This is a genomic window from Enterococcus olivae, assembly GCF_053760925.1.
The window spans coordinates 40,031-66,300 of record NZ_JBSMVT010000015.1 but is presented as its reverse complement, the minus strand read 5'-3'; the positions used below and the strand labels follow the sequence as shown (position 1 = coordinate 66,300).

Sequence of the window (26,270 nt, the reverse complement as noted above, 5' to 3'; positions counted from 1 at the left end):
ATTGCATTTCTCTTATGCGTTTGAGGACTCGCATCTTTAAAGAATACTTTTGAAAATAATAGAATAAAAGCAAAGAGTGCAACTGCCAATCCAATGGTCAATAGGGTGTATCCTTCCAAAAAAATGATCATAGACGTCTCCTTTTTGTTTTTTATTATAACAGAAGGGACAGAGCAAGGGATATTACAAAGAATCACTGACAAGCAGACGATTCAAGCGTTCTGTACAATACAACATGAAGACAGTAAAGAGCAGCAGATAGAATGGATATAGTCCTAGATCGATCTTATTTGCCAGAAAACCAAAAAATGGTGGCATGAAAGTTGTTCCCAGATAAGCACTGGCCATTTGTACACCAATCACTGCTTGTGAGTTTTGTCTACCAAAATTGGTTGGTGTGGCATGGATGATCGCTGGATAAATAGGTGCACAACCAAGTCCAATAATGATCAAACCACTGAATGCAAGAACATCAACTGGAAGGGGGAGAAAGATACAAAAAATTCCTAGTAAGATCCCACCGATTCCCACACGAATCAGTTGCTTGTCTCCTAATCGGTCTGAAACAAAACCAGAGAAGAAGCGACCCATTGTAATACCTAGAAAGAAAAAGGAAGCAAAACGAGCAGCGATCTCTGGATCAATGGCCCGCTGTTGAACTAAATAGCTACTTGCCCAGAGTCCAGTCGTTTGTTCAACTGTGCTGTAAGCAAAGAAAGACCAAAGCATCCAGGGAAGTCCTCGAATTTTTAGAATGTTGTTTAGAGTTAGTGCTTGCGGATGTTTCTCCGCTTCCTCAGTCACAACATTTTTGTTTACTTTCCAAAGTGGAAGACTGAGGAATAATCCTACTGTCAGAACGAGTTGGATAATCCCAACAGCACGATAGCCTTGCTGCCAGCTGGCATGGGTTGTGAGATAGTAACTCATGATGTAAGGACTGGCAGCAGCGCCGACTCCCCAGAAACAATGAAGCCAGCTCATATGACGTGAAGCATAATTCAAGGCAACATAATTATTCAAGGCCGCATCAATAGCACCAGCACCCAAACCATAAGGCACAGCCCAGAAACAAAGCAGATAAAAAGAATTTGACCACGAAAATCCAAGTAGTGCGACCGCTGTAATCAAGACACTGACTGCAGTGATCAATCCTGCACCAAATCGCTTAGTCAAACGATCCGACAACAAGCTTGAGACAATGGTACCGCCAGCAATAATCATAGTGATCAATCCAGCATAAGACAAAGGGACATTCAAACTGGTTTGCATCACTGGCCAGGCAGAGCCAACCAATGAATCAGGTAATCCGAGACTAATAAAAGCCATATAAATAATAACGAGTAATAAAGAATACATTTTTTCTCTCCTAAATTTGATAAAAAAACAACTCCGATTATTGTACCACAGCTTGTAGCAAGTATGGAGAAATAAAATAGTGAGACTATCATCCGAGGCAACGATTTGATAAAATGGAGTAGAAAAATTTTGACTAGAATCTAAGGAGGAATAAAGATGAAGTTTGGTTTTGTGGAATCAGGAAGTATAGCCAAAAAAATGGCTCAAACATTTCAAAATGTAGAGAAAGTAGAAATAATTGCCATCGCGTCTACAAATCCAAAAACAATGGGTGAGTTGAGTGAAGAGTACAATATTCCAGATTGTTATGACTCTTACGAAGAAATGCTGAAATCAGACAATGTAGAGGTTGTATACATCGCTACACCGCATAGTTTTCACTTTGATCAAGCAATGCAGGCCTTGGAAAACGGCAAGCATGTTTTTTGTGAGAAACCGATAGCAATTAGTAAAGAGCTCGTAGAAAAATTATTTATCAAGGCAAAAGAGAAAAAATTATTTATCGGCGAAGCGTTCTGGACAAGATTCAATCCATTGGCTTTAAAGATGCAAAAGGAAATAAAAGAGCAACGTTTTGGTAGGGTTATTTCTTTGATGTCTGATTATGGTGGTAACGGCCTGCACTCGCCTTGACTTGTAAAAAAAGAGTTGGCTGGAGGAGCCTTACTAGATATAGGTGTTTATGGTCTAACGTTAGCATTTATGATGTTGGGGGAACCTAAAAAATGCTCAGCATTTGGTCATCTGAATGAAGAAGGTGTAGATTTACAACATACAATTTCTTTAGCTTATGAACATGGTGTTCTTGCCACTTGCCGACATACAATTGAATCTCTTAGTATGAACCAAGCAGTTTGCATCTGTGAAAATGCTTATTATGTAGTGGAGGATATTGCTAAATTTGCAAAGGTCTCTATTTATAACAATCAGCGTCAGCTGCTTGAAAGCTATGAATTAGACTCTGAAAAAACAGGCTATGAATATGAAGTCGAAGGGCTGATTCAAACACTTGAAGAACGAAGACTAGAATTCTCGTCATTTCCTCATCAAGAGACGCTTCGAATCGTGGGGCTGATCGATCAAATTTCTGATAAATTTCAAAGTGAAAGAAACGTCTGAAGAAAGCGTTGACATTGTTTTTTATTATGCTATTCTCTATTTATGATAACGATATCAGAAAACGTTTTCTTTTCTTGTTTTTGGAGGTGAGAAAAGTACCTACTATTTCAGATGTAGCAAAGCTAGCTGGAGTATCTGTTTCAACAGTTTCTAGAGTGATCAATAATAAAAAATATGTAAAAGAAGAGAAAAGAGCCGCTGTTATAGCAGCGATGAAAGAACTTGACTATCAGCCGAGTAGCATTGCCATACAATTGAGGGGGCAACGTTCAAAAATACTCGGTGTCATTGTTCCGAGAATTACGAATCCATTCTTTTCTTATCTTGTGGACGCGATCCAGAAACAAGCCTATAACAGAAATTATCAGATCATGATTTTTCAAAGTAATGAGAGTGCAGAAAAAGAAACTGTTTTTCTTGAATTGATGCAACAAAAAAGAATTGACGGTATTATTTTATGTGCTGTTGAAAATGATGAAAAAACGATTGCTTCCTACAGTAAGTATGGACCAATTGTCCTTTGCAATGAAAGATTTGAGAATGGCAAGTTGCCGACTGTCAGTTTAGATCATGAAGAAGGTGCCTATATGGGAGTCAAGTTTCTTCTTGAAAAAGGCTATCGAAAAATTGGATATTGTACAGGAGCAGGATTTGAAGAAGAGTATATGGAAAGAACAAGAGGTGTAAAGAGAGCATTGGCAGAATACAATCTGACTGTAAATAAAGATTGGTATTTTACTCAGCAGCTAACGATTGAAGATGGTCAAAGACTTGCCTATAGGTACCAGAAGCTCAAAGATAAGCCAGATGCGATTTTTACTGGTTCAGATGAGGTTGCAGCTGGATTCATATCTAAAGTACAAACCTTAGGAGTTGCCATACCAAATGAAGTTGCAGTTATTGGATACGATAATCAATTGATATCTGAGTTGACTACGCCTGATATTACTACGATAGATCAACCGATCACAGAGATAGGAAAGCAAACAATGAACATGATGTTCAGTTTGCTGGAGGGGCAAGAATATCAAATCAACACTGAGAAGCTGCAAATGGAAATTATTATTAGAGGATCTACATAAACTTTTATGTGGCCTTCTTTTATAAAATATGATATCGATATCAGAATGGACAGTATGGAGAAAAAAGATTGGTGGAAAGAATCCGTCGTTTATCAAATCTATCCCAAAAGTTTTCAAGATAGCAACGGAGATGGAATCGGAGATATTCGCGGAATAATCGATCGCTTGGATCATATCAAAAATCTAGGGACAGACGTTATTTGGATTTGTCCAGTCTACCGTTCTCCAATGGATGACGGTGGCTACGATATCTCTGATTATTATGAGATAGATCCGATGTTTGGGACAAACAAAGATTTAGATGAGCTTTTAGAAAAAGCGAAAAAACTGGATATTAAACTTTTGATGGATTTGGTGGTCAATCATACTTCAGATGAGCATAAATGGTTTAAGGAAGCCTTGCGTGATCCGAGTAGCCGCTATCGAGACTATTATATTTTTAGAGAAGGTCTCAATGGCAATCCACCTAATAATTGGCGTTCTTATTTTGGCGGCTCTGCCTGGACCCCTGTACCTGATGAAGATAACATGTATTATCTCCACGCGTTTACGAAAAAGCAGCCTGATTTGAATTGGGAAAACGAAGAAGTGCGAGAAGCAATCTACGAAATGATCAATCATTGGCTGGACAAGGGACTGGGTGGTTTCCGCATCGATGCGATCTTAAACATCAAAAAACGTTTGGAGTATGGGACATTTGAACCGGATGGTGAGGACGGACTAGCCTTTATCGGACACTGGATCTTAAATCAGCCTGGAATCGAAGTTTGGTTGCGTGAAATGCGTGAGAGAACCTTTAAACCTCATAACAGTATGACCGTTGCTGAGGCAGATGTCCCCAATGATCGTTTGGAAGAATATATTGGGGAAGATGGGTATTATTCGATGGTTTTTGACTTCAGCTATACGGATATTGATGTTCCAGCAACCGGAGAATGGTTCAAAAAGAACGACTGGAGCTGGAACGATATGCGAACCAATATCTTTACGAACCAGTTGCTTACACAAGAAAAAGGCTGGGGAGCTTTGTATTTGGAAAATCATGATCAGCCTCGTTCGATCAATAAATATATTCCGGAAGCAAATATCAATGATCACACGAAAAAAATGCTGGCAACCTTGTTCATGCTACTGAGAGGGACACCTTTCATTTATCAGGGACAAGAACTTGGGATGTCCAATATCGAAAGGGGGAGCATTGATGATTTTGACGATGTGGCGACTCATTCTCAATACAATCGTGCAATCAAGTATGGTCTGACGCCAGAAGCAGCACTGCAGGCTGTCAATAAACGTAGCAGAGATAACTCTCGAACTCCGATGCAGTGGAATAAAGAAAAGCATGCAGGATTTTCTACTGCTGAAAAAACCTGGTTGAAAGTCAATCCAAATTATGGAGTACTGAATGCAGAAGATCAGGAGAAAGATTCGTCTTCCGTATTGAATTATTATCGAAAATTGATCAAGCTTCGTAAAGACAGTTTATATAAAGAAGTCATCGTTTATGGTGAATTTCTACCGGTAAAATATGAAAATGATCATATCCTAGTCTATGAACGTAAACTAGATGAAAAAATCGTGTTGGTTGCATTGAATGTGTCACCTTTTGAGCAAGAATATTATGTAGATACACAGTTTAAAGAAATTTTATTGGGGAATTATGAAAAAATAGCAATCGATGAACACAATAGAATCAATCTGCGACCATTTGAATGTGTTGTGTTAGCAAATTATGGAGGTTAATCAATGAAAATCAAAAACGAAGCAATGCTTATTACCTATGCAGATAGCTTAGGCAATAATATGAGTGAATTAAAAACAGTATTAGACAAGCATTTGCATGGCGTGATCGGCGGGGTTCATCTTTTGCCTTTCTTTCCATCTACAGGAGATCGCGGCTTTGCACCGAGTGATTACACGACTGTCGATCCAGAGCTGGGAACATGGGAAGATGTGGAAGCTTTGGGAGAGGAATATTACCTGATGTTTGATTTTATGATCAATCATATTTCCCGCGAATCGAAATTCTTTCAGGATTTTAAGAAAAATCATGAGGAGTCTCCGTATAAAGACATGTTTATTCGGATACATGAATTTTTTCCGGAAGGGCGTCCGACAAAAGAAGACATTGATCTGATTTACAAACGCAAAGACAAAGCGCCGTTTCAAACTGTTGTATTTGCGGATGGAACGACAGAAGAGGTTTGGAATACCTTTGGTGAAGAGCAGATCGATTTGAATGTCACCAAAGAAGTTGTGAAAGAATTTATTCGTGAAATGATCAAAGACATGGCCAGCCACGGCTGCTCATTAATTCGTTTAGATGCCTTTGCCTATGCAATCAAGAAACTGGATACCAATGATTTCTTCGTGGAGCCTGATATTTGGGAACTATTGGATGACGTGCGTCAGGAAGCTGCGAAATATGATGTGGAATTGTTGCCGGAAATCCATGAACATTACACAATCCAAATGAAAATCGCGGATCATGATTATTATATTTATGATTTTGCCTTACCTATGGTAACCTTGTATTCTCTTTATAGTGGGAAGTCTGAACGGTTAGCGAATTGGTTGAAAATGAGTCCGATGAAGCAGTTTACAACATTGGATACTCATGATGGCATCGGTGTGGTCGATGCCCGTGATCTATTGACAGAGAAAGAATTGGATTATACTTCTGAAGAGCTATACAAAGTCGGAGCTAATGTGAAAAAAGTGTATTCAAGCGCGAATTACAATAACTTAGACATTTATCAGATCAACAGCACCTACTATAGTGCATTGGGCGACAATGACCGCAGCTATCTGTTGGCTCGGGCGATCCAAGTATTTGCCCCAGGGATCCCGCAGATCTATTACGTGGGGCTATTGGCAGGCAAAAATGACATCGAATTGTTGGAAGCGACCAAAGAAGGTCGGAACATCAATCGTCATTATTATCAACTGGCTGAGATCGATGAAGAAGTCCAACGACCAGTGATCCAAAAACTATTTGATTTGTTGAGATTCCGCAACGAGTCGGCCGCCTTTGATTTGTCAGGAACGATCGAAGTAACGACGCCTTCAGAAGAAGAAATCCAAATCGTTCGTAAGAATCAAGCAGGAGATCAAACCGCTGTCTTGACTGCTCATTTAGCAACGAAAGATTTTGTCATCACATCAAATAACACAACTATTTTAGAACAATAAGAAAGGGTCTGCCTGACCACCACAAAACAGAACAATTTATCCTTTTAAAGGTATAAATTGTTCTGCTTTTGATGTATAAGGTGTCGCAGATAAAATTTTATGAAATACACAGTAGAAAAAGCGAACCAGTTTATTAAAGAAAAGAAGCAAGAAGTCAACGATCAATACCGTCAAAAGATTCATGCACAACCACCGATTGGCTGGATGAATGATCCTAATGGTTTTATCGGTCTGGAAGAGGAGTTGCATTTATTTTATCAATTTTATCCATACGAAAGTATCTGGGGACCTATGCATTGGGGGCACATGAAGAGTGATAATGGTGTGATTTGGACTGATTTGCCTGTTGCTTTAGCGCCAGATCAGTCTTTTGACAAGCAAGGTTGTTTCTCCGGAACCGCCATTTTTTCAGAGGAACAACTTGTTTTGATGTATACAGGCTGTGAGACTGTCGATGATAAGACCCTTCAGCAGCAATGTATTGCTACTTCTAGTGATCTGATTCATTTTGACAAACCAGCAGAAAATCCCGTGATCTCTGTTAAAAATTGTCCACCAACAATCTCGAAAAAAGATTTTCGTGATCCTAAAATCATTCAAAAAAATGGACGTTACTATGCTTTGATCGCGACAAAAAGTATAGATGACTTTGGGCAAATCGTTTTATTTGAATCTGAAGATTGTCAGAAATGGACGTTTAAATCGGTCGTACTTACAGGAAATGAAACACTAGGTGTGATGTGGGAGTGTCCTGACTTGATTGAACTTGATGGGAGAGATCTCTTGATATTGTCTCCAATCGAAATGCCAAGTCAGAACCAAAAGTTCACCAATCTTTCTTCAGCCATTTATTTTGTCGGTAAAATGGATTGGGAACAAGGAACCTATGAATATGAATTTTATGATGAGATCGATGCAGGACTTGATTTTTATGCGCCTCAGATGGCTGTATTCAAGCAACAGCCTGTCCTGATCGCTTGGATGCAAATGTGGGATCGAAATCAACCAACTCATGATCTAACACACCATTGGGCGGGTTGTATGACAAGTGTCAGAAAAATCTCCTTACAAGAAAATCGTTTGATTCAGCGGCCGATCATCGAACCTTTCACAAAAGAGACGAAAATTTCTGTGAAAGGGAAAAAAGTATTTCAACTGAAAAAGGAACCAGTGTATCTGTCCTTTGACTATTTGGAAGAAGATGATTTTTGTCTGCAGTTGCAAAATGACTCGGAGGAGACGGTTTTTTTCAAAAAGGAACAGAATCAGTTCATGATCGCTCGAAAGAAGATGCAGAATGAGATCATCGGAAAAGAAACGGAATACCAAGACTATCGTGAGTATACTTGTGAAACTAGTTTTCGAGAGAACAAGATTGAAATCATTCTAGATGCATCCAGTATCGAAGTATTTATTGGCGATGGACAGAAGACAATGTCTATGCGATTTTTCCCACAGCAGCCATTTGATCATGCACGCTTCACTGTTAAACATGCTCAAGAAGAATACACACTTTCTGTTAAAGAGCTGGCGAAATGAATAAAATCGAGTTTAAATAATTTTGATAAATATTGACAGAAGAATAAACGGGCTAGTAGTGATGCTTTTAGATAATTGAAGCTCGTTACTAGCTTGTTTTTTATTTTTTTTAATCATTTTGTTAAATTGTGGGTTTGCATATTTACCTGTTTTGTGATTATATTTAGTAAACGCTTTATGAAAGAAGGAGAGAGTATGGTAGGGATCAGAGATGTTGCAAAACGAGCGGGGGTATCGATTGCTACAGTATCGAGGGTACTAAATGAAGACCCCACCTTGTCTGTTACTGATGAAACAAAACGAAAGATCACTGAATCTGTTCAATTTTATAATTATGTCAAGAAAAAAAATACAACAAAAAATACAAGCAATATCGCTCTGATAACTACCGTTTCTGAGATTGACGAAATAGAAGATCCTTATTTTAGAGCGATTCGACGTGGAATTCAACTAGAGGCTGAAAATAGCAAGATAACTCTAAAAAAAATCATCCGTTTGTCCGATACTTCTTTAGATTTGTCAGAATTGACAGGATGCCAAGCAGTATTGATCATTGGTCAAGTATCATCTTCAGTCGTTGAAAAAGTATTGTCTGTCAACAGTAATCTTGTAGTGATCGATGATTCGAATGTCACTTCAGAAGTAGATGCAGTGTTTACGGATTTAGCTGCAGCAACGGAAGAGCATCTGAACCGGCTTTATGAAAAAGGTCACCGAAACATTGCATTTATTGGTGGAAGACGCGTTCGAATCGATGAAAATGGGGAGAGATATTTCTCTGATGATGACTACAGAAAAGTAGCTTATGAAAATTGGATGATCAGTAAGAACCTAAAAAAACATATAAAAATTTACTTAGAAGGTTGGAGTACCTTAGAGGGGATGAAGGCGGCAGATAGACTTTTAGAGAAATATAGTGGAAGTGATCAACTTCCGACAGCGATCGTTGTTGGAAATGATCCCATAGCTGTTGGCGTCTATCGTTCAATACAGAAAAATGGATTGAAGATTCCAGAAGATATTTCAATTGTTAGTTTTGATAATATCGAGGTTGCTGGATTTTTGACACCATCATTAAGCACGGTAAATATAAATACTGAAGAATTAGGTAAAATCGCGGTAAGAATTGTTGACATGCGTGTCAAAAAATTAAGGCATATTCCGATTCGGGTGGTTGTTTCTAATAATATCATCGTACGTGAAAGTGAAAAAGAATTGTAAGAGAGGATGGAAAACCATCCTCTCTTATTTTTTACTAAAGTTGTTGACAAAACATTTAGTTAACAGTTATATTAGTGTTAACAAAGAAAGCGCATTCAAAAGAGTTCCAAGGAGGAAACTAAATGAACTTATCGAAAAAAATTATTTTATCCTGTTCAACATTAACAATTGCGGTTTTATTAGCTGCCTGCGGTGGTGGAAGTGAAGACAGTAGTGGAAAAACAGAAATCGAGTTTTTCAATCAAAAAGTAGAAATGCAAACAACTCTGTCTGAAATCATTTCAGATTTTGAAGCAGAAAATCCTGATATCAAGGTAAAATTCACCAATGTTCCAGATGCAGGAACTGTTTTAAAAACAAGAGTATCGAGTAATGATATTCCAGATGTCGTTAATACGTATCCAATGAATGCCGATTTTAAAGAATGGGCGGCCAATGGTATTTTTGAAGATTTGACGGATAAGGAATACTTAAGCAATCTGGCAGAAGGAGCAGCTGAATCTTACGCAATAGAGGATAAAGTCTACAATATCCCATTAACAAGCAATGCTTCTGGAATCTATTACAATCAATCAAAATTTGATGAATTAGGACTAGAAGCACCGAAAACATTTGCCGAATTTGAAGAGTTAGTAGAAGAAATCAAATCAAATGACGAAGTGCCTTTTGCTTTAGCTTTGACTCAGTCTGAAGGATGGATGCTCATGGGATATCATCAACTAGCTTGGGCAACGGCAACTGGCGGTGGAGAAGAAGCCAATGAAGCACTACGATTCAGCCCTAAAGGAGCAATTCAAGAAAATGATCCTGTCTTTGAAGAGGTAGTGGCTAAATTGGACTTGCTAGCAGACAATCCTCAAAGAAATGCGCATGGTGCCTCATACGATGACGTGGTTGCATTGTTCTCTCGTGGAGATGCTTTGATGATGCCGAATGGAACATGGGCGTTACCAGCAATCAATAATCAAGAACCAGAATTTGAATTGGGAATGTTCCCATTCCCAGGAGATAATGAAGGTGAAGAGCTAGTAGTTGGTGGAGCAGATCTTGCAGTTTCTATCAGCGAGAGCTCTGCAAATAAAGAAGCAGCGAATAAGTTTGTTGAATACTTGACGACAAAAGAAGCGATGCAGAAATATTATGATGTAGACGGTTCACCAACGTCAGTGACTGCCGTAGAAACAGAAGGGAAGTTTCCTGGTACTGAGGGAGTTACCCAACATGTGTTTACAGATCGTCAGTTTATTTGGTTGAATAGCGAGTGGACATCAGAAGTCGAGTTCCATCATTTGACTGTTGATTATGTGGGTAGTCCAGATGCAGCGACTTTAGCTAATAATTTAAATGCCTTTTTAGATCCAATGAAAGACTAACTTTCGAATCATTGAGTCTTTATGTTCTTAAAATTAATGCCTTAACAGATATCTATGATCGATAGAATCTGTTAAGGCATTAATAATCATAGAAGAAGTAGGGGAGGTCAGCTGTTTGCATAAAGAAAGAATAAAAGAGGTCAACCTTTTTATCCAGGACAATGTTCAAAAGGTTGTTCAAGATTATCGGAATGAGTTTCACTTGATGCCTCCAATCGGTTGGTTGAATGATCCGAATGGCTTTGTTTATTTTAGAGGAGAATATCATCTTTTTTTTCAATATCATCCATACAGCAGTAAATGGGGACCGATGCACTGGGGACATGCCAAAAGTAAGGATCTCGTTCATTGGGAACATTTGCCTGTAGCACTTGCTCTTAGTGAGAGTTATGACTTGGATGGCTGCTATTCTGGAAGTGCGATCGTTAAGGACGAAAAACTGTATCTCATCTATACCGGTCACGTTGAGAACGGTAAGGATCGTAGAGAAGTCCAATGTATCGCCAGTTCAGAAGACGGCATCCATTTTGTGAAGCACAAAGAAAATCCCATCATTTTTGAAAAGCAGCTGGAGGGAATCGCTAGTACAAAGGAGTTCCGTGATCCTAAAGTATTCAAACGTAAGGACAAGTATTTTGTCGTTTGTGCAGCTCAAAAGGAAAACAGAGGACAAATACTTCTCTTTCAATCAAAGGATCTATTCTCATGGGAATTCAAGTCGGTTTTACTGGAAGGTAACGACAGTCAAGGTGTTATGTGGGAATGTCCAGATTTGTTTCATTTAGACGATAAAGATGTTCTACTGATTTCACCTATTCAAATGGAAAAACAAGGATATGACTATCATAATACGTGCTCTATTGTCGCATTTATTGGAAGTGTCGATTGGGCGATGGGAAAATTTCAGGTAGACAATTTCCATGAAATCGATCACGGTTTGGATTTTTATGCGCCACAAACCTGTGAAGGTCCTGATCATCAGCGAATATTGGTTGCTTGGATGCAGATGTGGCATAGGAATATCCCTACCGACGATCTAAATCATCATTGGGCGGGCTCCATGACTTTACCGAGAGAGCTTCGAGTTGTCGATGATCAACTTGTACAAACCCCAATCAAGGATATCTATGAGTACATTGATTATGATGAATCGCAACTACCGGATACTAAGAATTCTACGTACATTTTAAAGAAAGTAGCTATGATCAACAGTATTTAAAGGCTATTTTTACACTAGGAGATTCAGAAAAGGTACAAATTTTTTATGCAAAAGACAAAGAAGTTAGCTTTGAAATCAGTTATGACTCTCAACAACAACTGCTGACCGTCAGCAGAGAAAATATCGGTTATGAAATCAACGGGATAGAGGAGACTCATTTAACAAAGCGTCAGATGCCGGTAGACTTGCGGGACTCTAAGCTACAAATTGAAATGTTCAGAGACACATCCACGATGGAAATTTTTGTCAATCGTCAACAGACTATTAGCATGACTTTTTATGACAACAAAAAAGGAGGAGACATTCAAATAGAGTTAGGAAATCAATCAAAATTGATCCAATTTTCTAATGGAAAAATAGATAAACATAAAAAGTAAAGTGTTTACTATTTATTTAGTAAAATATGTTGACAAAACACTTGGTTAACAGTTATATTATTTATATCAAAGAAAGCGCATTCTGTTAGAATGCATAGGGGGAAAAAACGAATGAAAATGTCGAAGAAAATGATTGTGGCTAGTTTAGCAATCGGTGCAACAACTTTACTTGCAGCTTGTGGAGGAGGGAACGAAAGCAACGGTGATCAGACAGTCGTTGAATTTTTTAATCAAAAAGTCGAGATGCAATCCACGCTTTCCGAAATTATCTCTGATTTTGAAGCAGAAAATCCAGATATTAAAATCAATTTTACCAATGTTCCTGATGCGGGTACGGTTTTAAGAACACGGGTAGCTAGTGATGATGTTCCTGATGTGGTCAATGTTTTCCCACAAAATACGGATTTCCAAGAATGGGCAGCTAATGATGTGTTTGAAAATCTGACAGATAAAGAATATCTCGATAATCTTCAAGAAGGTGCGGCAGATCCGTATGCAGTCAATGATCAAATTTATAGTGTACCCTTAACAAGTAATGCTTGGGGATTCTACTATAACAAAGACAAATTTGACGAATTAGGATTAGATATCCCAACTACATGGGATCAATTTGAATCACTGGTAGCTGATATTCAAGCTCAGGATGAAACACCTTTCGCACTGGCTTTGACTCAGGCAGATGCTTGGACGTTGAACGGTTATCACCAATTAGCTTGGGCAACGATCAATGGTGGCTTTGAAGGAGCGAATAATGCTTTAGTTCATAGTCCAAAAGGAGACATTCAAGTTGGGAATGAAGATTTTGATTTGGTTGCAGACGAGTTAGATCTGCTAAATGGCACTGCTCAAAGAAATGCACAAGGAGCAACCTACGATGATATCGTAGCTGCCTTTGCAAGAGGCGATGCGTTGATTTTACCAAATGGCCTATGGGCGCTTCCTGCAATCCAAAATCAGCAACCAGAATTTGAAGTGGGTATGTTTGCTTATCCTGGTCTGAATGAGGATGAAGCGATGACCGTCGGTGCTGCCGATTTAGCATTGTCTATTGCTGAAAATTCTTCAAACAAAGAAGCAGCAAATAAATTTGTAGAATACATGACTACGAAAGAAGCAATGCAAAAATACTACGACGTCGATGGTGCACCAACCTCTGTAACAGCAGTGGATACAGAAGGTAAATTCCCAGAAACAGAAGGTGTGACACAATATGTGTTTACCGATCGCCAGATTGTTTGGCTACAACAAGAGTGGACTTCTGAAGAAACATTCCATCATTTGACTGTTGAATACATCAACAATCAAAACAGAGAACAATTAGCAACGAACTTAAATAATTTCTTCGACACAATGAAATAGTCTCTAAATCCTACTAATGGGTATTTGGAATATTATTCTAGATACTCATTAGAAGGAATTTCTTAAGGGAGATGAAGGAGGATACTATGAAAAAAGGAAATATATTCAATCGTTACTGGGCGTATCTGTTTATCCTAGTGCCTGTCGCATTACAGCTTGTTTTTTTCTATTTTCCTATGTTACAAGGCTTTTTCTATAGTCTGACAGATTGGACAGGTTTGACTCCAAATTATAATATGGTTGGTTTTAGCAATTTCGGTATGATTTTATCTGATCAAAAATTTATCAAAGCCATCGGATTTACGGTCTTCTTTACTATCGGTATGATCGTTGGTCAAATAGTCTTAGGAATCTTGGTTGCACGCTTCCTGAATCGAAAAATGCGCGGGGTTGGATTTTTTAGGACAGCTTACTTCTTCCCAGCGGTATTGAGTACGGTTACTTTAGGTTTGATTTTTAGACAAATTTTCAACTATGGATTTCCACAAATTGGTGAATTATTAGGAATCGAATTCCTTCAGCAAAACTTATTGGCGAATGAAAAAACAGCGATCTGGGGTGTATTGTTTGTTGCACTATGGCAAGGTGTTGCGATGCCGATAGTTATTTTCTTATCAGGTTTGCAAAGTATTCCAGATGACATTTTAGAAGCTGCATCTATTGATGGAGCAACCAATAGACAAAAATTTTGGAACATCGAATTGCCTTATTTACTCCCTTCCCTAAGTATGGTATTCATCATGGCCTTAAAAGCCGGATTAACAGCCTTTGACTTGATTTATGCATTAACAGGTGGAGGACCAAGTGATACTACGACGACTTTGGGAATGCTTGTTTATAATTATGCTTTCCGAAACAATCAATACGGATATGCCAACGCGATTGCCGTTGTGTTATTCGTAGTTATCGCAATTATTTCTGTGTTGCAAATAAGAATGTCACGACGATTTGAAGTCTAAGGAGGAAAAGAAAATGAAACAAAAAGGTTCGATATTTAGTTATTTATTTTTAATTGTTGGATTTGTTCTAATTTTTGTTCCTCTGATTATGACGGTCTTAAGCTCATTTAAAGAAACAAGACAAATCACAGGCAACTTTTTTGGACTTCCGAATCCCTTTACAATGGACAATTTCCAAAGACTGATTTCAGATGGTATTGGACAGTACTTCTTTAATTCTGCCTTGATCTCTGTAGTCTCAATTGTCTTGATCACGTTTTTTGTTCCGATGGCTGCTTTCTCCATTGCTAGAAATATGTCAAAAAAGAAAGCTTTTGCCTTGATGTATTCCTTCCTATTACTAGGCATCTTTGTTCCGTTTCAAGTAATCATGATACCGATCACTACGATGATGACTCGTTTAGGACTGTCTAATATTCCAGGTCTGATTATTCTTTATTTAGCCTATGCCGTGCCGCAAACCTTGTTTTTATATGTTGGATACATCAAAACAGGTATTCCAGTAGAACTGGACGAGGCAGCAGAGATGGATGGTTGTGGGAAATTCAGAATGTATTTCCAAATTGCTTTTCCGTTGATGAAACCGATGCATGCAACAGTGCTGATCATTAATGCTTTATGGATCTGGAACGATTTCTTACTGCCCCTACTAATTTTAAACAGAGACTCTGCAAACTGGACACTGCCATTGTTCCAATACAACTATCAAGGTCAGTACTTCAGTGACTTTGGTCCATCATTTGCCTCTTATGTGGTAGGTATCGTGGTTATTCTGGTAGTATATTTGATTTTCCAAAAAAATATTATTTCCGGTATGACCAGTGGTTCGGTAAAATAAGAACGATCATAAAAATGTGTAGACGAAAACAACAGAGTCTGCACATTTTTAAATAATAAACATTTTGAACGAAGTAACTATTGGAGGTATTTTAAGTGATACATTTTGACGAGCAGACACAAACCTTTCATTTGAAAAATAGCAAGATCAGTTATCTATTAGCAATAGAAGAAAATAACTATCTGGCACATCTTTATTTTGGAAAAGCAATCAAACATTATTCTGGAGGCTATCAGTATCCAAGAACAGATCGATCTTTTTCGCCGAATGCGCCGACTTCAACTGATCGCTTATTGTCCCTTGATACACTACCTATGGAGTATCCAGGACATGGTTTTGGTGATTTTAGAGAACCTGCTTACAATATAAAATTACCTAATGGAAGCCGGATCAATGATTTTCGCTATGATAGTCATGAGATCCAACAAGGTAAGCCGAAGCTTGAGGGTCTACCAGCTTTGTATACAGAGTCGGAGAGTGAAGCAGAGACGCTAGTGATTGATCTGAAAGATCCTATAACAGGGCTGAAGCTAAAGCTATTTTATAGTATCTACGAAGAGTATGCAGCTGTGATCCGTTCAGTACAACTTGTTAATGAAACCTCTGAGACAGTGGAAATCAATCAATTAGCTAGCCAGTCGCTTGATTTTCCAAATCGTAAACTGGAATTGATCCATTTGAACGGTACTTGGGGACGTGAACGTCAGCTAACAAGAGAAGAAGTCCAAACAGGGATTAAAATTTTGGATAGTAAAAGAGGATCAAGTAGTCATCAGCAAAATCCTTTTGTCGCTCTTGTTGAACCGCATACGACGGAATTTCAGGGAGAAGCCTATGGATTTAACTTAGTTTATAGTGGGAATCATGAAACGACGATCGAAAAAGATCCTTTTGATCAAACGAGACTCGTCATGGGAATCAATTCTTTTAATTTTAGTTGGCAGTTAGAGCAGGATGCTCGCTTTCAAACACCTGAAGTCGTTATGGTCTATAGTGATAAGGGCTTGAATGAGCTATCTCATACGTATCATGATCTATACAATCAACGCTTGGTTCGAGGAAAGCATCGTTTACAGGAGCGTCCAACCCTGATCAACAATTGGGAAGCCACTTACTTTGATTTTAATGAAGAAAAGATTATGAATATTGTCGATGAAGCAAAAAAATTGGGCATTGAGATGTTTGTTCTAGATGATGGTTGGTTTGGTAATCGGGAAGATGATTATACTTCATTAGGAGATTGGGTCGAAACCGAAGGGAAACTGGCTTGCGGTCTAGAAAAGCTGGCTAAAAATATCAAGAATGAAGGCATGAAATTCGGGATATGGTTTGAACCAGAAATGATCTCAAAAGATAGTGATTTGTTCCGTGCCCACCCGGATTGGGCTTTGGGGGTACCTGGTCATGGTCGCTCATTGAGTCGTAGCCAATATGTTCTTGATTTCTCTCGAGAAGATGTTCGAGACAATATTTATCAGCAAATGAAAGCTATTTTTGATCGAGTGCCTATTGACTATGTGAAATGGGATATGAATCGTAATATGACAGAGGTTTACTCTGTGCTGCTAGCAGCAGACCAACAAGGAGAAGTTGCCCATCGGTATATGTTAGGCTTCTATGAATTTTTAGAAAAATTGACGACAGAATATCCTGATATTCTATTTGAAAGCTGTTCTGGCGGAGGCGGTCGTTTTGATGCCGGTTTGTTGTATTATATGCCGCAAACATGGACCAGCGACAATACAGATGCTGTCGCTCGTTTGAAAATTCAATATGGAACCAGCATGGTTTATCCGATCTCAAGTATGGGTGCACATGTTTCCGCAGTACCGAATCACCAGACTGGCCGAAATACGAGCTTGGAGACTCGTGGGAATGCCGCAATGGCAGGAGTTTTTGGTTATGAACTTGACTTGACTCAACTGACAGCAGAGGAAAAAGACGAAATAAGAGACCAAGCGAAATTTTATAAGAAACATAGACAATTGTTCCAATATGGGACCTTTTACCGGCTGGAAAGTCCTTTTGAAGGAAACGATACAGCTTGGATGTTTGTTTCGAAAGATCAATCAGAAGCAATGGTCTTCTATTTCCGAGTGCTTGCAGAGGCAGCTCATCCTCTAGTTACGTTGAAGCTTGCTGGATTAGATGAAGAAGCAATTTATTGTATGGATGAACGCGAAATGGGTGGCGATGAGTTGATGAATCTAGGCTTTTATATGGATTCAGAACTACATGGTGACTATGTGACACAACGTTTTTATTTACAAAAAGTATAAAGGAAACAACCAACCTTGATTTTGCATGGTTGGTTGTTTTTAAAAAATGAGGGAGGTTGAATGAAAATGAAAAAGGGGATCAATGTTTGGACAATGCCGAAAGAATTTTCTATAAAAGATCAAATTGAGCTAGCTGAGAAAGCAGGCTATCAAACGATTGAATTGAATGTTGCCGAAAAGCATGAAAAAGAGTTGGATCTAAGTTTAGAAACGACTGAAGAGGAGCTTGAAGAAATAAAGAAGCTTCTTGATAGCGCTAATGTGAAACTCGAAAGTATCTCAACAGCTCTTCATTGGGAATACCCTTTGACATCAAATGAAGGAGAGACAAGAGAGCAAGGGCGAAACATTGTTAAAAAAATGATTGATTTTGCGAAATATTTAGGTGCAGAAGTCGTTTTAGTTGTTCCTGGTTTAGTCACTTCTGAGGTATCGTATTTGTCTTGTTACACTCGATCAATGGACGCATTGAAGCAATTAGCACCTTATGCTGAATCAAAGAAGATCACAATAGGGATCGAGAATGTAGAAAATTTATTTTTATTAAGTCCTTTGGAAGCACGTGATTTTATCGATGAAATCGGCTCACCCTTTATACAATTCTATTTTGATGTCGGTAATGCATTGCCTTTTGGTTATCCAGAGCAATGGATTCAAATACTAGATCATCGGATCAAAAGGATTCATGTGAAAGATTTCAAAAAAGAGATTGGTAATCTGCAAGGCTTTTGTCAACTGTTAGCAGGAGATGTTGATTGGGAAGAAGTCCTGTTAGCCTTGAGAGCCATTGGTTACGAAGGACCTTTGACCTGTGAGCTTTCACCGTATCGATTCCAAGGAGAACAATTAGCTTATGATACCAGTCGTGCACTAGATTTATTGCTCGCTTACGGAGAGTCATAAAGTGGATCAAGGATGTAGACTGGAGGTTCATAGTAGATTCTAGCATGTAAGTATTCGGCACTTTTATCAAAGGAGATGGGGATATGACAGGAAGGTTTTTAAAAGATTTTCGTTGTTACTGCTGTCTGACTAAAGCTGAAGGTGCTCGAATCTTAGAGGTGCCATTAGAAGATTATCAGTCTCTTGAAAAGGAAAATACAAGTATCATTCCCCATTTAAGAAGACTGACAGGCAAGCTGTTTATCGTTTCGTATTTGTATTTTGATAAGTAGATATACTTAGAGGAGCACTGGATCTTGAATTCAGAGTTCCTCTTTTTATTGCCAAGCAAAAAAAAGACAGGGAAGCATATGCTTTCCTGTCTTTGATATTTATTCTTAGTAGTATTCGCCGTGACGGTAGTCCCAAGAGTTGAAGGTGTCTGAAAGATACATCATGATCTTGTCGACATCCAAACCTTTACGGATCAATACAGGGGCCGGTGAGATCGAACGCGCTGTTCCTTGCTCAGGAACCAGCTTTCCATCTTTGTCTACAAATGAAACCATCACACCTTGTTCGTAACGTGTTTCAATTGTTTTATCTGGCTGGATAGAAGCGACATAGTCATCGCCATCAATGATTAGATCGGCTTCGTTTTCGATTTGTTCACCGATTCCTTCTACTAAACCGCGATTTCCTTTACCAGAGGGGTTAGCTGAGCTTGCAAATAGTAATGTTTTATCTTCTGCCCAAAGCTCTTGTGCGATTTGTTCGCCAGGTGTACCGAATTTTAGGACGAAACAGCTTGTTCCACGAACATCGGTCATCAATTCATCAGAACCATCTTCCGGAATGTATTGTTTTCCGGATTCTTTCCAAGGAAGGATTGCGCCAAATAGGACATCTTCTTCCCAACATTTTTTATAAACAGCTGCCATTTCTTCCGTCAGGTCAGCAAGTTCAAAAAGCTGTTCAAGTGAGCCGCATAGAACAACTCCTGGTTTATTTCTTTTACGATTTTTTGCAGAGAATTTTCTTTCTAAGCCTGCTTTGTCCGCTACAGTGATAATGTAACCAACTTTTGTCGGACAAACGACAACTTTCCCTCCACTTTTTAGTAGATCAATTGCTTCTTTTATAGGGGAACCAGTCCACGCTAGATGTTTTTCTTGAGTCATAACAAACAAAACCCTTTCCTTAACAGTATTTATTTTTCTTAACTTACAAAGTGTGTCTATAAATCAGAAAATTCTGATTTTATAAGTGTAATAAGTAAAATAATAGTACAATCTGATAGGATAGTCAAGGTTATTTTGAGCCAATCGTAGCAGAAAAAATGCAGATAAAAAAACGCATGGATCAGCATAAATCCACGCATTTTTTTAAGATTATTCACTTAAAAGAGAGGCTTTAACATCTTCGATAATGTTTGTGTTAGCAATTGGTCCATTGTACAACCAGCTGGAGTCACCATCAAATTCAAAGACCTGATCATTTTGAACAGCAGCTAGATTTTTCCAGATGCTTTCTTCAAACAATGGCGCTTCTGTGTCACTGTTCACCAAAAAGATCGTGTCAGCATCAAGTTCAGCCAGTTTTTCCAGAGAAACCGCATTCCAGTCAGCTGTAGCTGCATCAGAAATCTCTTCTACTAGTGCTGGTTTATCCAAGCCTAGATCCCCATAGAGAACCGCACCGCTTGAGCGAGTGTCTGTGACCATGAAGATCGAATTGTTCACGACCCATAGCATTGCAACCGATTGATCAGTGACTTTTTCATCTAGTTCAGTTTTTGTTTCCTCAGCCAATGTGTCATAGGTCGCAAGCACTTCTTGCGCTTGATCTTCTTTGCCTAGAACGGTAGCAATATCGTTCAGTTGCTCACGCCAGTTGACTTCTTCTCCATTTGTCACGACATAGGTCGGTGCGATTTTTGTATATTCTTCGTATTTTCCACCTTCAACAGTGCTAGTAGAACCGATTAACAGTAGATCAGGTTCGTAACCAAGCACTTCCTCATAAGGTAATGAAAAATCGATCGTTGGAATTCCATCTAGTTCATCTTGCAAATAAGTTTGGATGCTAGAATCATTGACGGTCCATTGGGCAATAGGCAGTGTATCCAAAGCAACAAGATAATCCTCCAGGTAGCTGGCGATAATGCGCTCAGGATTGGCCAGAATCGTGACTTCGTTTCCTAATGTATCGGTTAAAATACGTTCTGTTGCTTCACTGCTTGAAACAGACGTAGAATCTTGTGTCTCACTGCTTGCGTTGCTGCAAGCTCCTAATAAAAATGCAGTGCTCAGCAAGAGTACAGCACCTAAAACGGTTTTCTTTTTCCCCATAAAAATTCCCCCTACAATTCTTTCCTGATAATGATAATCATTATCAGTTAAAAAGTAAGAAAAGTCAATCCTGTTTTTGTTGTGACATAGATATTTTTAAGAAAGAATTGCAAAACAGCGGAGGCTCACCTATAATGATTTCATTGAGAATGATTCTCAATGGTGTTTTTTGATTGAAATGAAATTAAAGGATGAAGTATATGGGACTTTTATCAGCAGAACAGTTAGCGACTGGCTACAGAGATCAGCAAATCAGCGAGAATTTGAATTATACTTTCTATGAAGGAACAATGACCAATATCATCGGTCCAAATGGTTGTGGGAAGTCGACTTTTCTAAAAACGCTGGCTCGGATTTTACCTAGTCAGAAGGGAACGGTTTTATTAAATAGTAAAGAATTGAATCAATACAGCAGTAAGCAAGTGGCTAGAGAGCTGGCGATGCTGGCGCAAACATCCGAAACGCAGATCGATCTACCTGTCTTTGACGTGATCGCCTACGGTCGTTACCCTTACCAGTCAGGTTGGGGGAACCTGTCCAATGAAGATCAGCAGATTATCCAGTGGGCGTTGTCAATCACAGGCTTGACGGAATTGGCCAGAGAGTCTGTCGCGACACTATCTGGAGGACAAAGACAGCGAGTATGGATCGCAATGGCTTTGGTACAGGATACCGACATTGTGATTCTTGACGAACCGACGACTTATCTAGATCCGGCACATCAGCTAGAGGTTTTGAATGTTTTAAAGGAAATCAACCAAACCAAAGGCAAAACGATTATTATGACTAGTCATGATATCAATTTAGCTTCCCGTTTCTCTGATGGCATCATTGCGATGAAAAAGGGTGCCATTCTAAAGGAAGGAACACCGGAAGAAGTGATCACAGCAGATGTTTTACGAGAAGTCTTCCAAATCGAAGCAGATATCATCCTTCATCCTGGTACACAAAGACCGTTAGTGCTTTCTTATGAGGTTTTGAAGACGGAGGGGTCTCATGATAAATAATAAAGGATATAATCCTTGGTTGTTGGGGACATTACTACTGTTAGTACTGGTTTTCAGTGTGGCTTTTTCACTGATCGTAGGTGCAGTAACAATCCCTTTTGAAACTTTTAAAGAGGCCTTTATCGACTTTGACACGACGAACCAGTTACATCAGGTGTTGATCAATGTTCGTTTACCAAGAATCTTGGGTGCCGTAGTTGTTGGTGTTAGTCTATCTATCAGCGGGGCTTTGATGCAAGGGATCACCCAAAATCCTTTGGCTGATTCTGGCTTGCTTGGAATCAATGCGGGAGCGGGACTGGGCTTAGCCTTGATGTTTGCTTTCTTTCCGAATGCGACCTACTGGTTTATCTTGCTCGCCTGTTTTTTAGGGGCAGCAGTCAGTGTGGGCTTTATCTACTTGGTAACCAGCTCGCGAAGAAGAACGATGACTCCGCTGCGTTTGACTTTGGCAGGAGCCGGAATCAGTGCGCTATTTATTGCTTGTAGTCAGGCAGTAGCACTGCAGTTTAATCTGAATCGGGACATTACCTTCTGGTCGATCGGTGGTATCAGTGCAATTTCCTGGAGTCAGCTACGTCTGGTTCTTCCATTTTTTCTGATCGCTCTTATTGCAGCGATTCTCAACAGCCCGGCAATCACGATCCTGCGTTTCGGGGATGATACAGCGATCAGTTTGGGTAAAAAACCGCATTGGACTCGGTTGACTGCCACAGTGATCGTTTTAATTTTATCCGGTCTGTCAGTTGCCGTTGTGGGTTCGATCAGTTTTGTGGGTTTGATCGTACCGCATATTTTACGAAATTTTGTTGGAGAAAATTATCGTTATTTAGTTCCATTATCTGGCTTAGGAGGCGGATTACTGGTCGTTTGGGCAGACCTAGTTGCCCGCATCATCAATCCACCTTTTGAGACTCCTTTTGGTATTATCACTGCATTGATCGGAATTCCCTTCTTCATTTATCTTTCAAGGAGAGGAGGACTGCGACTATGAAAAAAAGAGGCATTTTGCCAATCTTATTTGCGGTACTTTTATTCGTTGTTTTGTTTTCTCTGACTCATGGAAAAATGGCGTTGACTTGGCAGGAGATCTGGGAAATACTTCAAGGTGGCGGGAGTCATGCTAAACGCTTGCTGCTTTTTGATTTTCGTTTGCCAAGAATTATTTTGGCGGTTTTAGCAGGCGCTGCTCTAGCAGTGGGTGGAGCGGTTTTACAAAGTGCGACGCAAAATCCGCTGGCAGATTCAGGAATTTTAGGAATCAATGCAGGTGCAGGACTGTTTGTTTTGATCTTTATCAGCTTTATTCAAACAACAAGAACCAGTACGTTTTTACTGCCATTGCTTGCTCTGGCGGGTGCTTTGTTGACCACCGCTGCTATTTTTGCAGTAGCTTATAAAAGACGTGTCGGAATCACTCCAGTTCGTCTGGTATTGACTGGGGTAGTGGTAAGTACAGGGATTTCTGCGTTGACTTTGTTGTTGACAACGCGTATCGACAGTGAGACCTACCGCTTTGTAACATTATGGCAGGCCGGCAGTATTTGGGGAACCAACTGGCTCTTTGTTTGGACTCTTTTACCTTGGCTGATCGTGTTGATAGGCTGGCTATTGTTCAAGCACAGAGAGCTGGATATTTTGCAATTTGGTGATGAGACAGCGACTTCTTTAGGGATCAATGTCCAAACAGAGCGGATAAAATTGATCATTGCGGCGGTTGCTTTGACTGGTGCGGCCGTTTCTGTCACAGGAGGAATTGGCTTTCTGGGATTGATTGCACCCCACATTACTCGTGGCTTAGGATTTAAGAAGCACTGGCAGTTGCTACCAGTGACTGCTGTGATCGGCAGTCTGCTCTTGTTGATAGGAGATACTTTGGGCAGACTGTCACCTGGCAGTGGAGAGATCCCAGCAGGAACTGTGGTAGCTATTGTAGGTGCACCATATTTTCTATATCTATTGTTGAAAAGTATGAGAAACTAAAAAAAGTTATACAAGTCCAAGGGAAATAAATTTGTTGAAATAAAAAGACTATAAAAAAACTCTGGAGACTTTTAAAAAACTGGAAACCATTTTAAATGGTTTCCAGTTTTTTTATTATAATAATTCTTTTCTCAAATCTGCATCGGAGCGGGAAGACAAATATTTTGGAGCAATGTCTAAAACAGTATACGCACCGTAAGATTTTTCAGCTGCCAAACGTGCACAAGCTCTTGTGTAGGCTACCAAAACACTGGCTGTGAATTCAGGATTGCTGTCTAGATACAGGTTGTATTCAATCACTTGATTAGACGCTTCATGAGTAGTGCCAGTATGAAGCACGGTTCCTCCGTGAGGCATAGATTTGTGTTCGGCATTCAACTCTTCTTGAGAAATGAAATGGACTTCGGTGTCATAGTCTGCAAAATAATTTGGCATAGTGACGATCTCTTCACGGATTTTATCTGCATCCGCGGCTTCTTCAAGCACAACAAAACATTCTCTTAAATGCTTGTCGCGAGTCGTTACTGTCAGTTTTTCTCCAGTTTTTAACTTTTCGATGATCTCTGTGTTTGGGATCGTATATTGGGTGGCATCTGCTACACCGTTGATTCTTCTCAAGGCATCCGAGTGTCCTTGGCTGACTCCTTTGCCCCAGAAGGTATTGGTTTCACCTACTGGTAGAATCGATTGTGCATACAAGCGATTCAAGCTGAATAAGCCGGGATCCCAACCTGTTGAAATGATCGAAACGGTGTGGTTTTCTTTTGCTTCCTTGTCAACAGCGGCAAAATGTTCCGGGATCTTTGCATGGGTATCAAAACTATCCACGGTATTGAACTGACGTGTCAGTTCAGGTGTTTGTACAGGAAGATCTGTTGCTGATCCACCACATAGGATACAGACATCAATCTGTTCCTTGAAGTGATCCAATTCAGCCATTGTATAGGCAGTTGCGCCTTCTGTTGCAACATTTTTTGGCGGTCTGCGTGTAAAAACACCAACTAATTCCATATCATTGTTTTGTTTCAGGGAACGTTCGACCCCTCGCCCCAAATTTCCGTAACCGATAATTGCTACTTTTACCATTAGGTACACATCCTTCTATTTATTTACTAATAAGTATAACAAAAATAGTTATCGTCTAAAAGGAAAGATCCAAGTATAGCTTCTTTGATTCAGTACGCTTTTTTAAAGATTGTCGAAAGTCAGAGATACCTATTTTATAGATGAAAAGGGGATCGAGTTCGCTGTCTCAATGCTCTATAACTATTTTTTTATGACTATTTCTGTGCAAAATACATACAAAATTCCTGCTAATAAAAAATTAAAATAACGATAATTATAAGAATCTCAAACGCAAGGGGCAGTTGATGAGTTTCAAGAAAACGACAACAGTTTAAAAAAAACGAAGTTATAAATAGAAATGACTTGTTTTATCATGGGTTATGAAGCAAGGAATAGTCAAAATTCGTACCAATCGTAGTAGAAAATGATCATTTTTTGCTCGAGGAAAATAAGTGAATGAAAACTAAGTAATCCTTTATACTAAAGGTTTTACTTAGCCTAAGAGGAGGGTATTTATGAAAAAGAAAAAAATACAATTCCTGCACAAGGTATTTGCCTTGCTAGGGATTGTCGTACTTGTATTGCCAACTGCATTGCCGGCAACTACTGTTTTTGCAGAGGGAGTAAACGTAACTGTTAACTCATCGGATCAAGTACAGAATGAAAAAATAACGTCGGATACCGATTCATCAGATGTGGGAAATCCAGCATCTATCGAACAAAGCAGTCCACAAAAAAATGATGTACGGGCTGCTCCTGTTCAATCAACAGACAATGGGAAAGAGAAATCAGAAGCTCCTGCAGCACCTGAGCCTAATTCTCAGGATTCAGAAGAAGAGGGAGAAGGAGATGATGACCCCGACCCTGAACCTGAGACAGAAGAAACTACGAAAAGTACTACGGAAGACACTGAGATAGACGACGAAGAAGAACCGAAATTTGAGTTGTTCAATGTAGGTCCTCAAAGGGACTTACAGATTCAATCATTGTCTACCTATTAAAAAATAATAAACGTGTCAGAGATGTCAATTTTGGTTTTAATTGGCAATATCTTAAAAAATAAATG

The 26,270-nt window shown here is 39.2% G+C and carries 24 protein-coding genes; 20 read left to right on the top strand and 4 right to left on the bottom strand.

The annotated features are described in order from the left end of the window. Positions 1–183 precede the first annotated feature (183 nt). Complete coding sequence (locus ACWODM_RS10465) at positions 184–1,359, bottom strand: MFS transporter (RefSeq protein ID WP_455321321.1); 1,176 nt, start codon at positions 1,357–1,359, stop codon at positions 184–186. A gap of 156 nt (positions 1,360–1,515) precedes the next feature. On the opposite strand from ACWODM_RS10465, the gene ACWODM_RS10460 reads away from it, so the two are divergent. The 16 genes from ACWODM_RS10460 to ACWODM_RS10385 all read left to right on the top strand — a co-directional run bounded on the left by ACWODM_RS10460 (position 1,516) and on the right by ACWODM_RS10385 (position 19,091). Further along, positions 1,516–1,992 carry a Gfo/Idh/MocA family protein gene (locus ACWODM_RS10460; protein ID WP_455321320.1) on the top strand — a complete coding sequence of 159 codons (477 nt, stop codon included), beginning with the start codon at positions 1,516–1,518 and terminating at the stop codon, positions 1,990–1,992. A 15-nt stretch (positions 1,993–2,007) separates the two neighbouring features. Next, complete coding sequence (locus ACWODM_RS10455) at positions 2,008–2,478, top strand: Gfo/Idh/MocA family protein (protein ID WP_455321319.1); 471 nt, start codon at positions 2,008–2,010, stop codon at positions 2,476–2,478. A gap of 26 nt (positions 2,479–2,504) precedes the next feature. Continuing rightward, positions 2,505–3,560: a LacI family DNA-binding transcriptional regulator gene (locus tag ACWODM_RS10450; protein WP_455321329.1), complete on the top strand. Its 1,056-nt coding sequence runs from the start codon at positions 2,505–2,507 to the stop codon at positions 3,558–3,560. A 54-nt stretch (positions 3,561–3,614) separates the two neighbouring features. Further along, positions 3,615–5,303, top strand: coding sequence for a glycoside hydrolase family 13 protein (locus ACWODM_RS10445; RefSeq protein ID WP_455321318.1), 1,689 nt, complete (start codon positions 3,615–3,617; stop codon positions 5,301–5,303). Between the two features lie 3 nt (positions 5,304–5,306). Further along, complete coding sequence (gene gtfA / locus ACWODM_RS10440; RefSeq protein WP_455321317.1) at positions 5,307–6,752, top strand: sucrose phosphorylase; 1,446 nt, start codon at positions 5,307–5,309, stop codon at positions 6,750–6,752. 99 nt (positions 6,753–6,851) lie between these two features. Then, the gene (locus ACWODM_RS10435; protein WP_455321316.1) at positions 6,852–8,291 is read left to right on the top strand and encodes a glycoside hydrolase family 32 protein; all 1,440 of its coding nucleotides are present in this window, start codon (positions 6,852–6,854) and stop codon (positions 8,289–8,291) included. A 195-nt stretch (positions 8,292–8,486) separates the two neighbouring features. Continuing rightward, positions 8,487–9,512, top strand: a complete 1,026-nt coding sequence (locus ACWODM_RS10430) for a LacI family DNA-binding transcriptional regulator (protein WP_455321315.1) — start codon at positions 8,487–8,489, stop codon at positions 9,510–9,512. 122 nt (positions 9,513–9,634) lie between these two features. Further along, positions 9,635–10,885 carry an extracellular solute-binding protein gene (locus ACWODM_RS10425; RefSeq protein ID WP_455321314.1) on the top strand — a complete coding sequence of 417 codons (1,251 nt, stop codon included), beginning with the start codon at positions 9,635–9,637 and terminating at the stop codon, positions 10,883–10,885. A 115-nt stretch (positions 10,886–11,000) separates the two neighbouring features. After that, complete coding sequence (locus tag ACWODM_RS10420; RefSeq protein ID WP_455321313.1) at positions 11,001–12,104, top strand: glycoside hydrolase family 32 protein; 1,104 nt, start codon at positions 11,001–11,003, stop codon at positions 12,102–12,104. A 5-nt stretch (positions 12,105–12,109) separates the two neighbouring features. Further along, positions 12,110–12,481: a GH32 C-terminal domain-containing protein gene (locus ACWODM_RS10415; RefSeq protein ID WP_455321328.1), complete on the top strand. Its 372-nt coding sequence runs from the start codon at positions 12,110–12,112 to the stop codon at positions 12,479–12,481. A 111-nt stretch (positions 12,482–12,592) separates the two neighbouring features. Continuing rightward, on the top strand, positions 12,593–13,840 hold the full coding sequence (locus ACWODM_RS10410; RefSeq protein WP_455321312.1) for an ABC transporter substrate-binding protein: 1,248 nt from the start codon (positions 12,593–12,595) through the stop codon (positions 13,838–13,840). Positions 13,841–13,926: 86 nt separating this feature from the next. Then, positions 13,927–14,799 carry a carbohydrate ABC transporter permease gene (locus tag ACWODM_RS10405; protein ID WP_455321311.1) on the top strand — a complete coding sequence of 291 codons (873 nt, stop codon included), beginning with the start codon at positions 13,927–13,929 and terminating at the stop codon, positions 14,797–14,799. 13 nt (positions 14,800–14,812) lie between these two features. Then, the gene (locus tag ACWODM_RS10400) at positions 14,813–15,637 is read left to right on the top strand and encodes a carbohydrate ABC transporter permease (protein WP_455321310.1); all 825 of its coding nucleotides are present in this window, start codon (positions 14,813–14,815) and stop codon (positions 15,635–15,637) included. Between the two features lie 95 nt (positions 15,638–15,732). After that, positions 15,733–17,916 (top strand): alpha-galactosidase, encoded by a 2,184-nt coding sequence (locus ACWODM_RS10395; protein ID WP_455321309.1) that lies wholly within the window; start codon positions 15,733–15,735, stop codon positions 17,914–17,916. Between the two features lie 60 nt (positions 17,917–17,976). Further along, on the top strand, positions 17,977–18,819 hold the full coding sequence (locus ACWODM_RS10390) for a sugar phosphate isomerase/epimerase family protein (RefSeq protein WP_455321308.1): 843 nt from the start codon (positions 17,977–17,979) through the stop codon (positions 18,817–18,819). An 83-nt stretch (positions 18,820–18,902) separates the two neighbouring features. Further along, entirely contained in the window at positions 18,903–19,091 is a 189-nt protein-coding gene (locus ACWODM_RS10385; RefSeq protein WP_455321307.1) for a hypothetical protein, read from the top strand. Positions 19,092–19,196: 105 nt separating this feature from the next. Here ACWODM_RS10385 and ACWODM_RS10380 read toward each other — a convergent pair whose 3' ends face one another. Further along, on the bottom strand, positions 19,197–19,979 hold the full coding sequence (locus ACWODM_RS10380; protein WP_455321306.1) for an L-threonylcarbamoyladenylate synthase: 783 nt from the start codon (positions 19,977–19,979) through the stop codon (positions 19,197–19,199). Between the two features lie 210 nt (positions 19,980–20,189). Continuing rightward, positions 20,190–21,149: an ABC transporter substrate-binding protein gene (locus ACWODM_RS10375; protein WP_455321305.1), complete on the bottom strand. Its 960-nt coding sequence runs from the start codon at positions 21,147–21,149 to the stop codon at positions 20,190–20,192. A gap of 200 nt (positions 21,150–21,349) precedes the next feature. Between ACWODM_RS10375 and ACWODM_RS10370 the strand changes: the two genes are divergently transcribed. Genes ACWODM_RS10370 through ACWODM_RS10360 form a run of 3 tightly spaced genes read left to right on the top strand, consistent with a single transcriptional unit; the run spans position 21,350 to position 24,139 of the window. Continuing rightward, positions 21,350–22,156: an ABC transporter ATP-binding protein gene (locus tag ACWODM_RS10370; protein WP_455321304.1), complete on the top strand. Its 807-nt coding sequence runs from the start codon at positions 21,350–21,352 to the stop codon at positions 22,154–22,156. Then, on the top strand, positions 22,146–23,150 hold the full coding sequence (locus ACWODM_RS10365) for a FecCD family ABC transporter permease (protein WP_455321303.1): 1,005 nt from the start codon (positions 22,146–22,148) through the stop codon (positions 23,148–23,150). Before ACWODM_RS10370 ends, ACWODM_RS10365 begins: the two co-directional genes overlap by 11 nt. Further along, positions 23,147–24,139, top strand: a complete 993-nt coding sequence (locus ACWODM_RS10360; RefSeq protein ID WP_455321302.1) for a FecCD family ABC transporter permease — start codon at positions 23,147–23,149, stop codon at positions 24,137–24,139. The genes ACWODM_RS10365 and ACWODM_RS10360 overlap by 4 nt, the downstream gene beginning before the upstream one ends. 114 nt (positions 24,140–24,253) lie before the next feature. Here ACWODM_RS10360 and ACWODM_RS10355 read toward each other — a convergent pair whose 3' ends face one another. After that, the gene (locus ACWODM_RS10355) at positions 24,254–25,225 is read right to left on the bottom strand and encodes a diaminopimelate dehydrogenase (RefSeq protein WP_455321301.1); all 972 of its coding nucleotides are present in this window, start codon (positions 25,223–25,225) and stop codon (positions 24,254–24,256) included. A gap of 494 nt (positions 25,226–25,719) precedes the next feature. Between ACWODM_RS10355 and ACWODM_RS10350 the strand changes: the two genes are divergently transcribed. Next, entirely contained in the window at positions 25,720–26,205 is a 486-nt protein-coding gene (locus ACWODM_RS10350) for a hypothetical protein (protein WP_455321300.1), read from the top strand. Positions 26,206–26,270: the final 65 nt, after the last annotated feature.

Coding starts and splice junctions, on each gene's coding strand:
- ACWODM_RS10465 (WP_455321321.1), bottom strand. CDS start 1,359: ATGTATTCTTTATTACTCGTTATTATTTATATGGCTTTTATTAGTCTC.
- ACWODM_RS10460 (WP_455321320.1), top strand. CDS start 1,516: ATGAAGTTTGGTTTTGTGGAATCAGGAAGTATAGCCAAAAAAATGGCT.
- ACWODM_RS10450 (WP_455321329.1), top strand. CDS start 2,505: ATGCTATTCTCTATTTATGATAACGATATCAGAAAACGTTTTCTTTTC.
- ACWODM_RS10445 (WP_455321318.1), top strand. CDS start 3,615: ATGGAGAAAAAAGATTGGTGGAAAGAATCCGTCGTTTATCAAATCTAT.
- gtfA (WP_455321317.1), top strand. CDS start 5,307: ATGAAAATCAAAAACGAAGCAATGCTTATTACCTATGCAGATAGCTTA.
- ACWODM_RS10435 (WP_455321316.1), top strand. CDS start 6,852: ATGAAATACACAGTAGAAAAAGCGAACCAGTTTATTAAAGAAAAGAAG.
- ACWODM_RS10430 (WP_455321315.1), top strand. CDS start 8,487: ATGGTAGGGATCAGAGATGTTGCAAAACGAGCGGGGGTATCGATTGCT.
- ACWODM_RS10425 (WP_455321314.1), top strand. CDS start 9,635: ATGAACTTATCGAAAAAAATTATTTTATCCTGTTCAACATTAACAATT.
- ACWODM_RS10410 (WP_455321312.1), top strand. CDS start 12,593: ATGAAAATGTCGAAGAAAATGATTGTGGCTAGTTTAGCAATCGGTGCA.
- ACWODM_RS10405 (WP_455321311.1), top strand. CDS start 13,927: ATGAAAAAAGGAAATATATTCAATCGTTACTGGGCGTATCTGTTTATC.
- ACWODM_RS10400 (WP_455321310.1), top strand. CDS start 14,813: ATGAAACAAAAAGGTTCGATATTTAGTTATTTATTTTTAATTGTTGGA.
- ACWODM_RS10390 (WP_455321308.1), top strand. CDS start 17,977: ATGAAAATGAAAAAGGGGATCAATGTTTGGACAATGCCGAAAGAATTT.
- ACWODM_RS10385 (WP_455321307.1), top strand. CDS start 18,903: ATGACAGGAAGGTTTTTAAAAGATTTTCGTTGTTACTGCTGTCTGACT.
- ACWODM_RS10380 (WP_455321306.1), bottom strand. CDS start 19,979: ATGACTCAAGAAAAACATCTAGCGTGGACTGGTTCCCCTATAAAAGAA.
- ACWODM_RS10375 (WP_455321305.1), bottom strand. CDS start 21,149: ATGGGGAAAAAGAAAACCGTTTTAGGTGCTGTACTCTTGCTGAGCACT.
- ACWODM_RS10370 (WP_455321304.1), top strand. CDS start 21,350: ATGGGACTTTTATCAGCAGAACAGTTAGCGACTGGCTACAGAGATCAG.
- ACWODM_RS10365 (WP_455321303.1), top strand. CDS start 22,146: ATGATAAATAATAAAGGATATAATCCTTGGTTGTTGGGGACATTACTA.
- ACWODM_RS10360 (WP_455321302.1), top strand. CDS start 23,147: ATGAAAAAAAGAGGCATTTTGCCAATCTTATTTGCGGTACTTTTATTC.
- ACWODM_RS10355 (WP_455321301.1), bottom strand. CDS start 25,225: ATGGTAAAAGTAGCAATTATCGGTTACGGAAATTTGGGGCGAGGGGTC.
- ACWODM_RS10350 (WP_455321300.1), top strand. CDS start 25,720: ATGAAAAAGAAAAAAATACAATTCCTGCACAAGGTATTTGCCTTGCTA.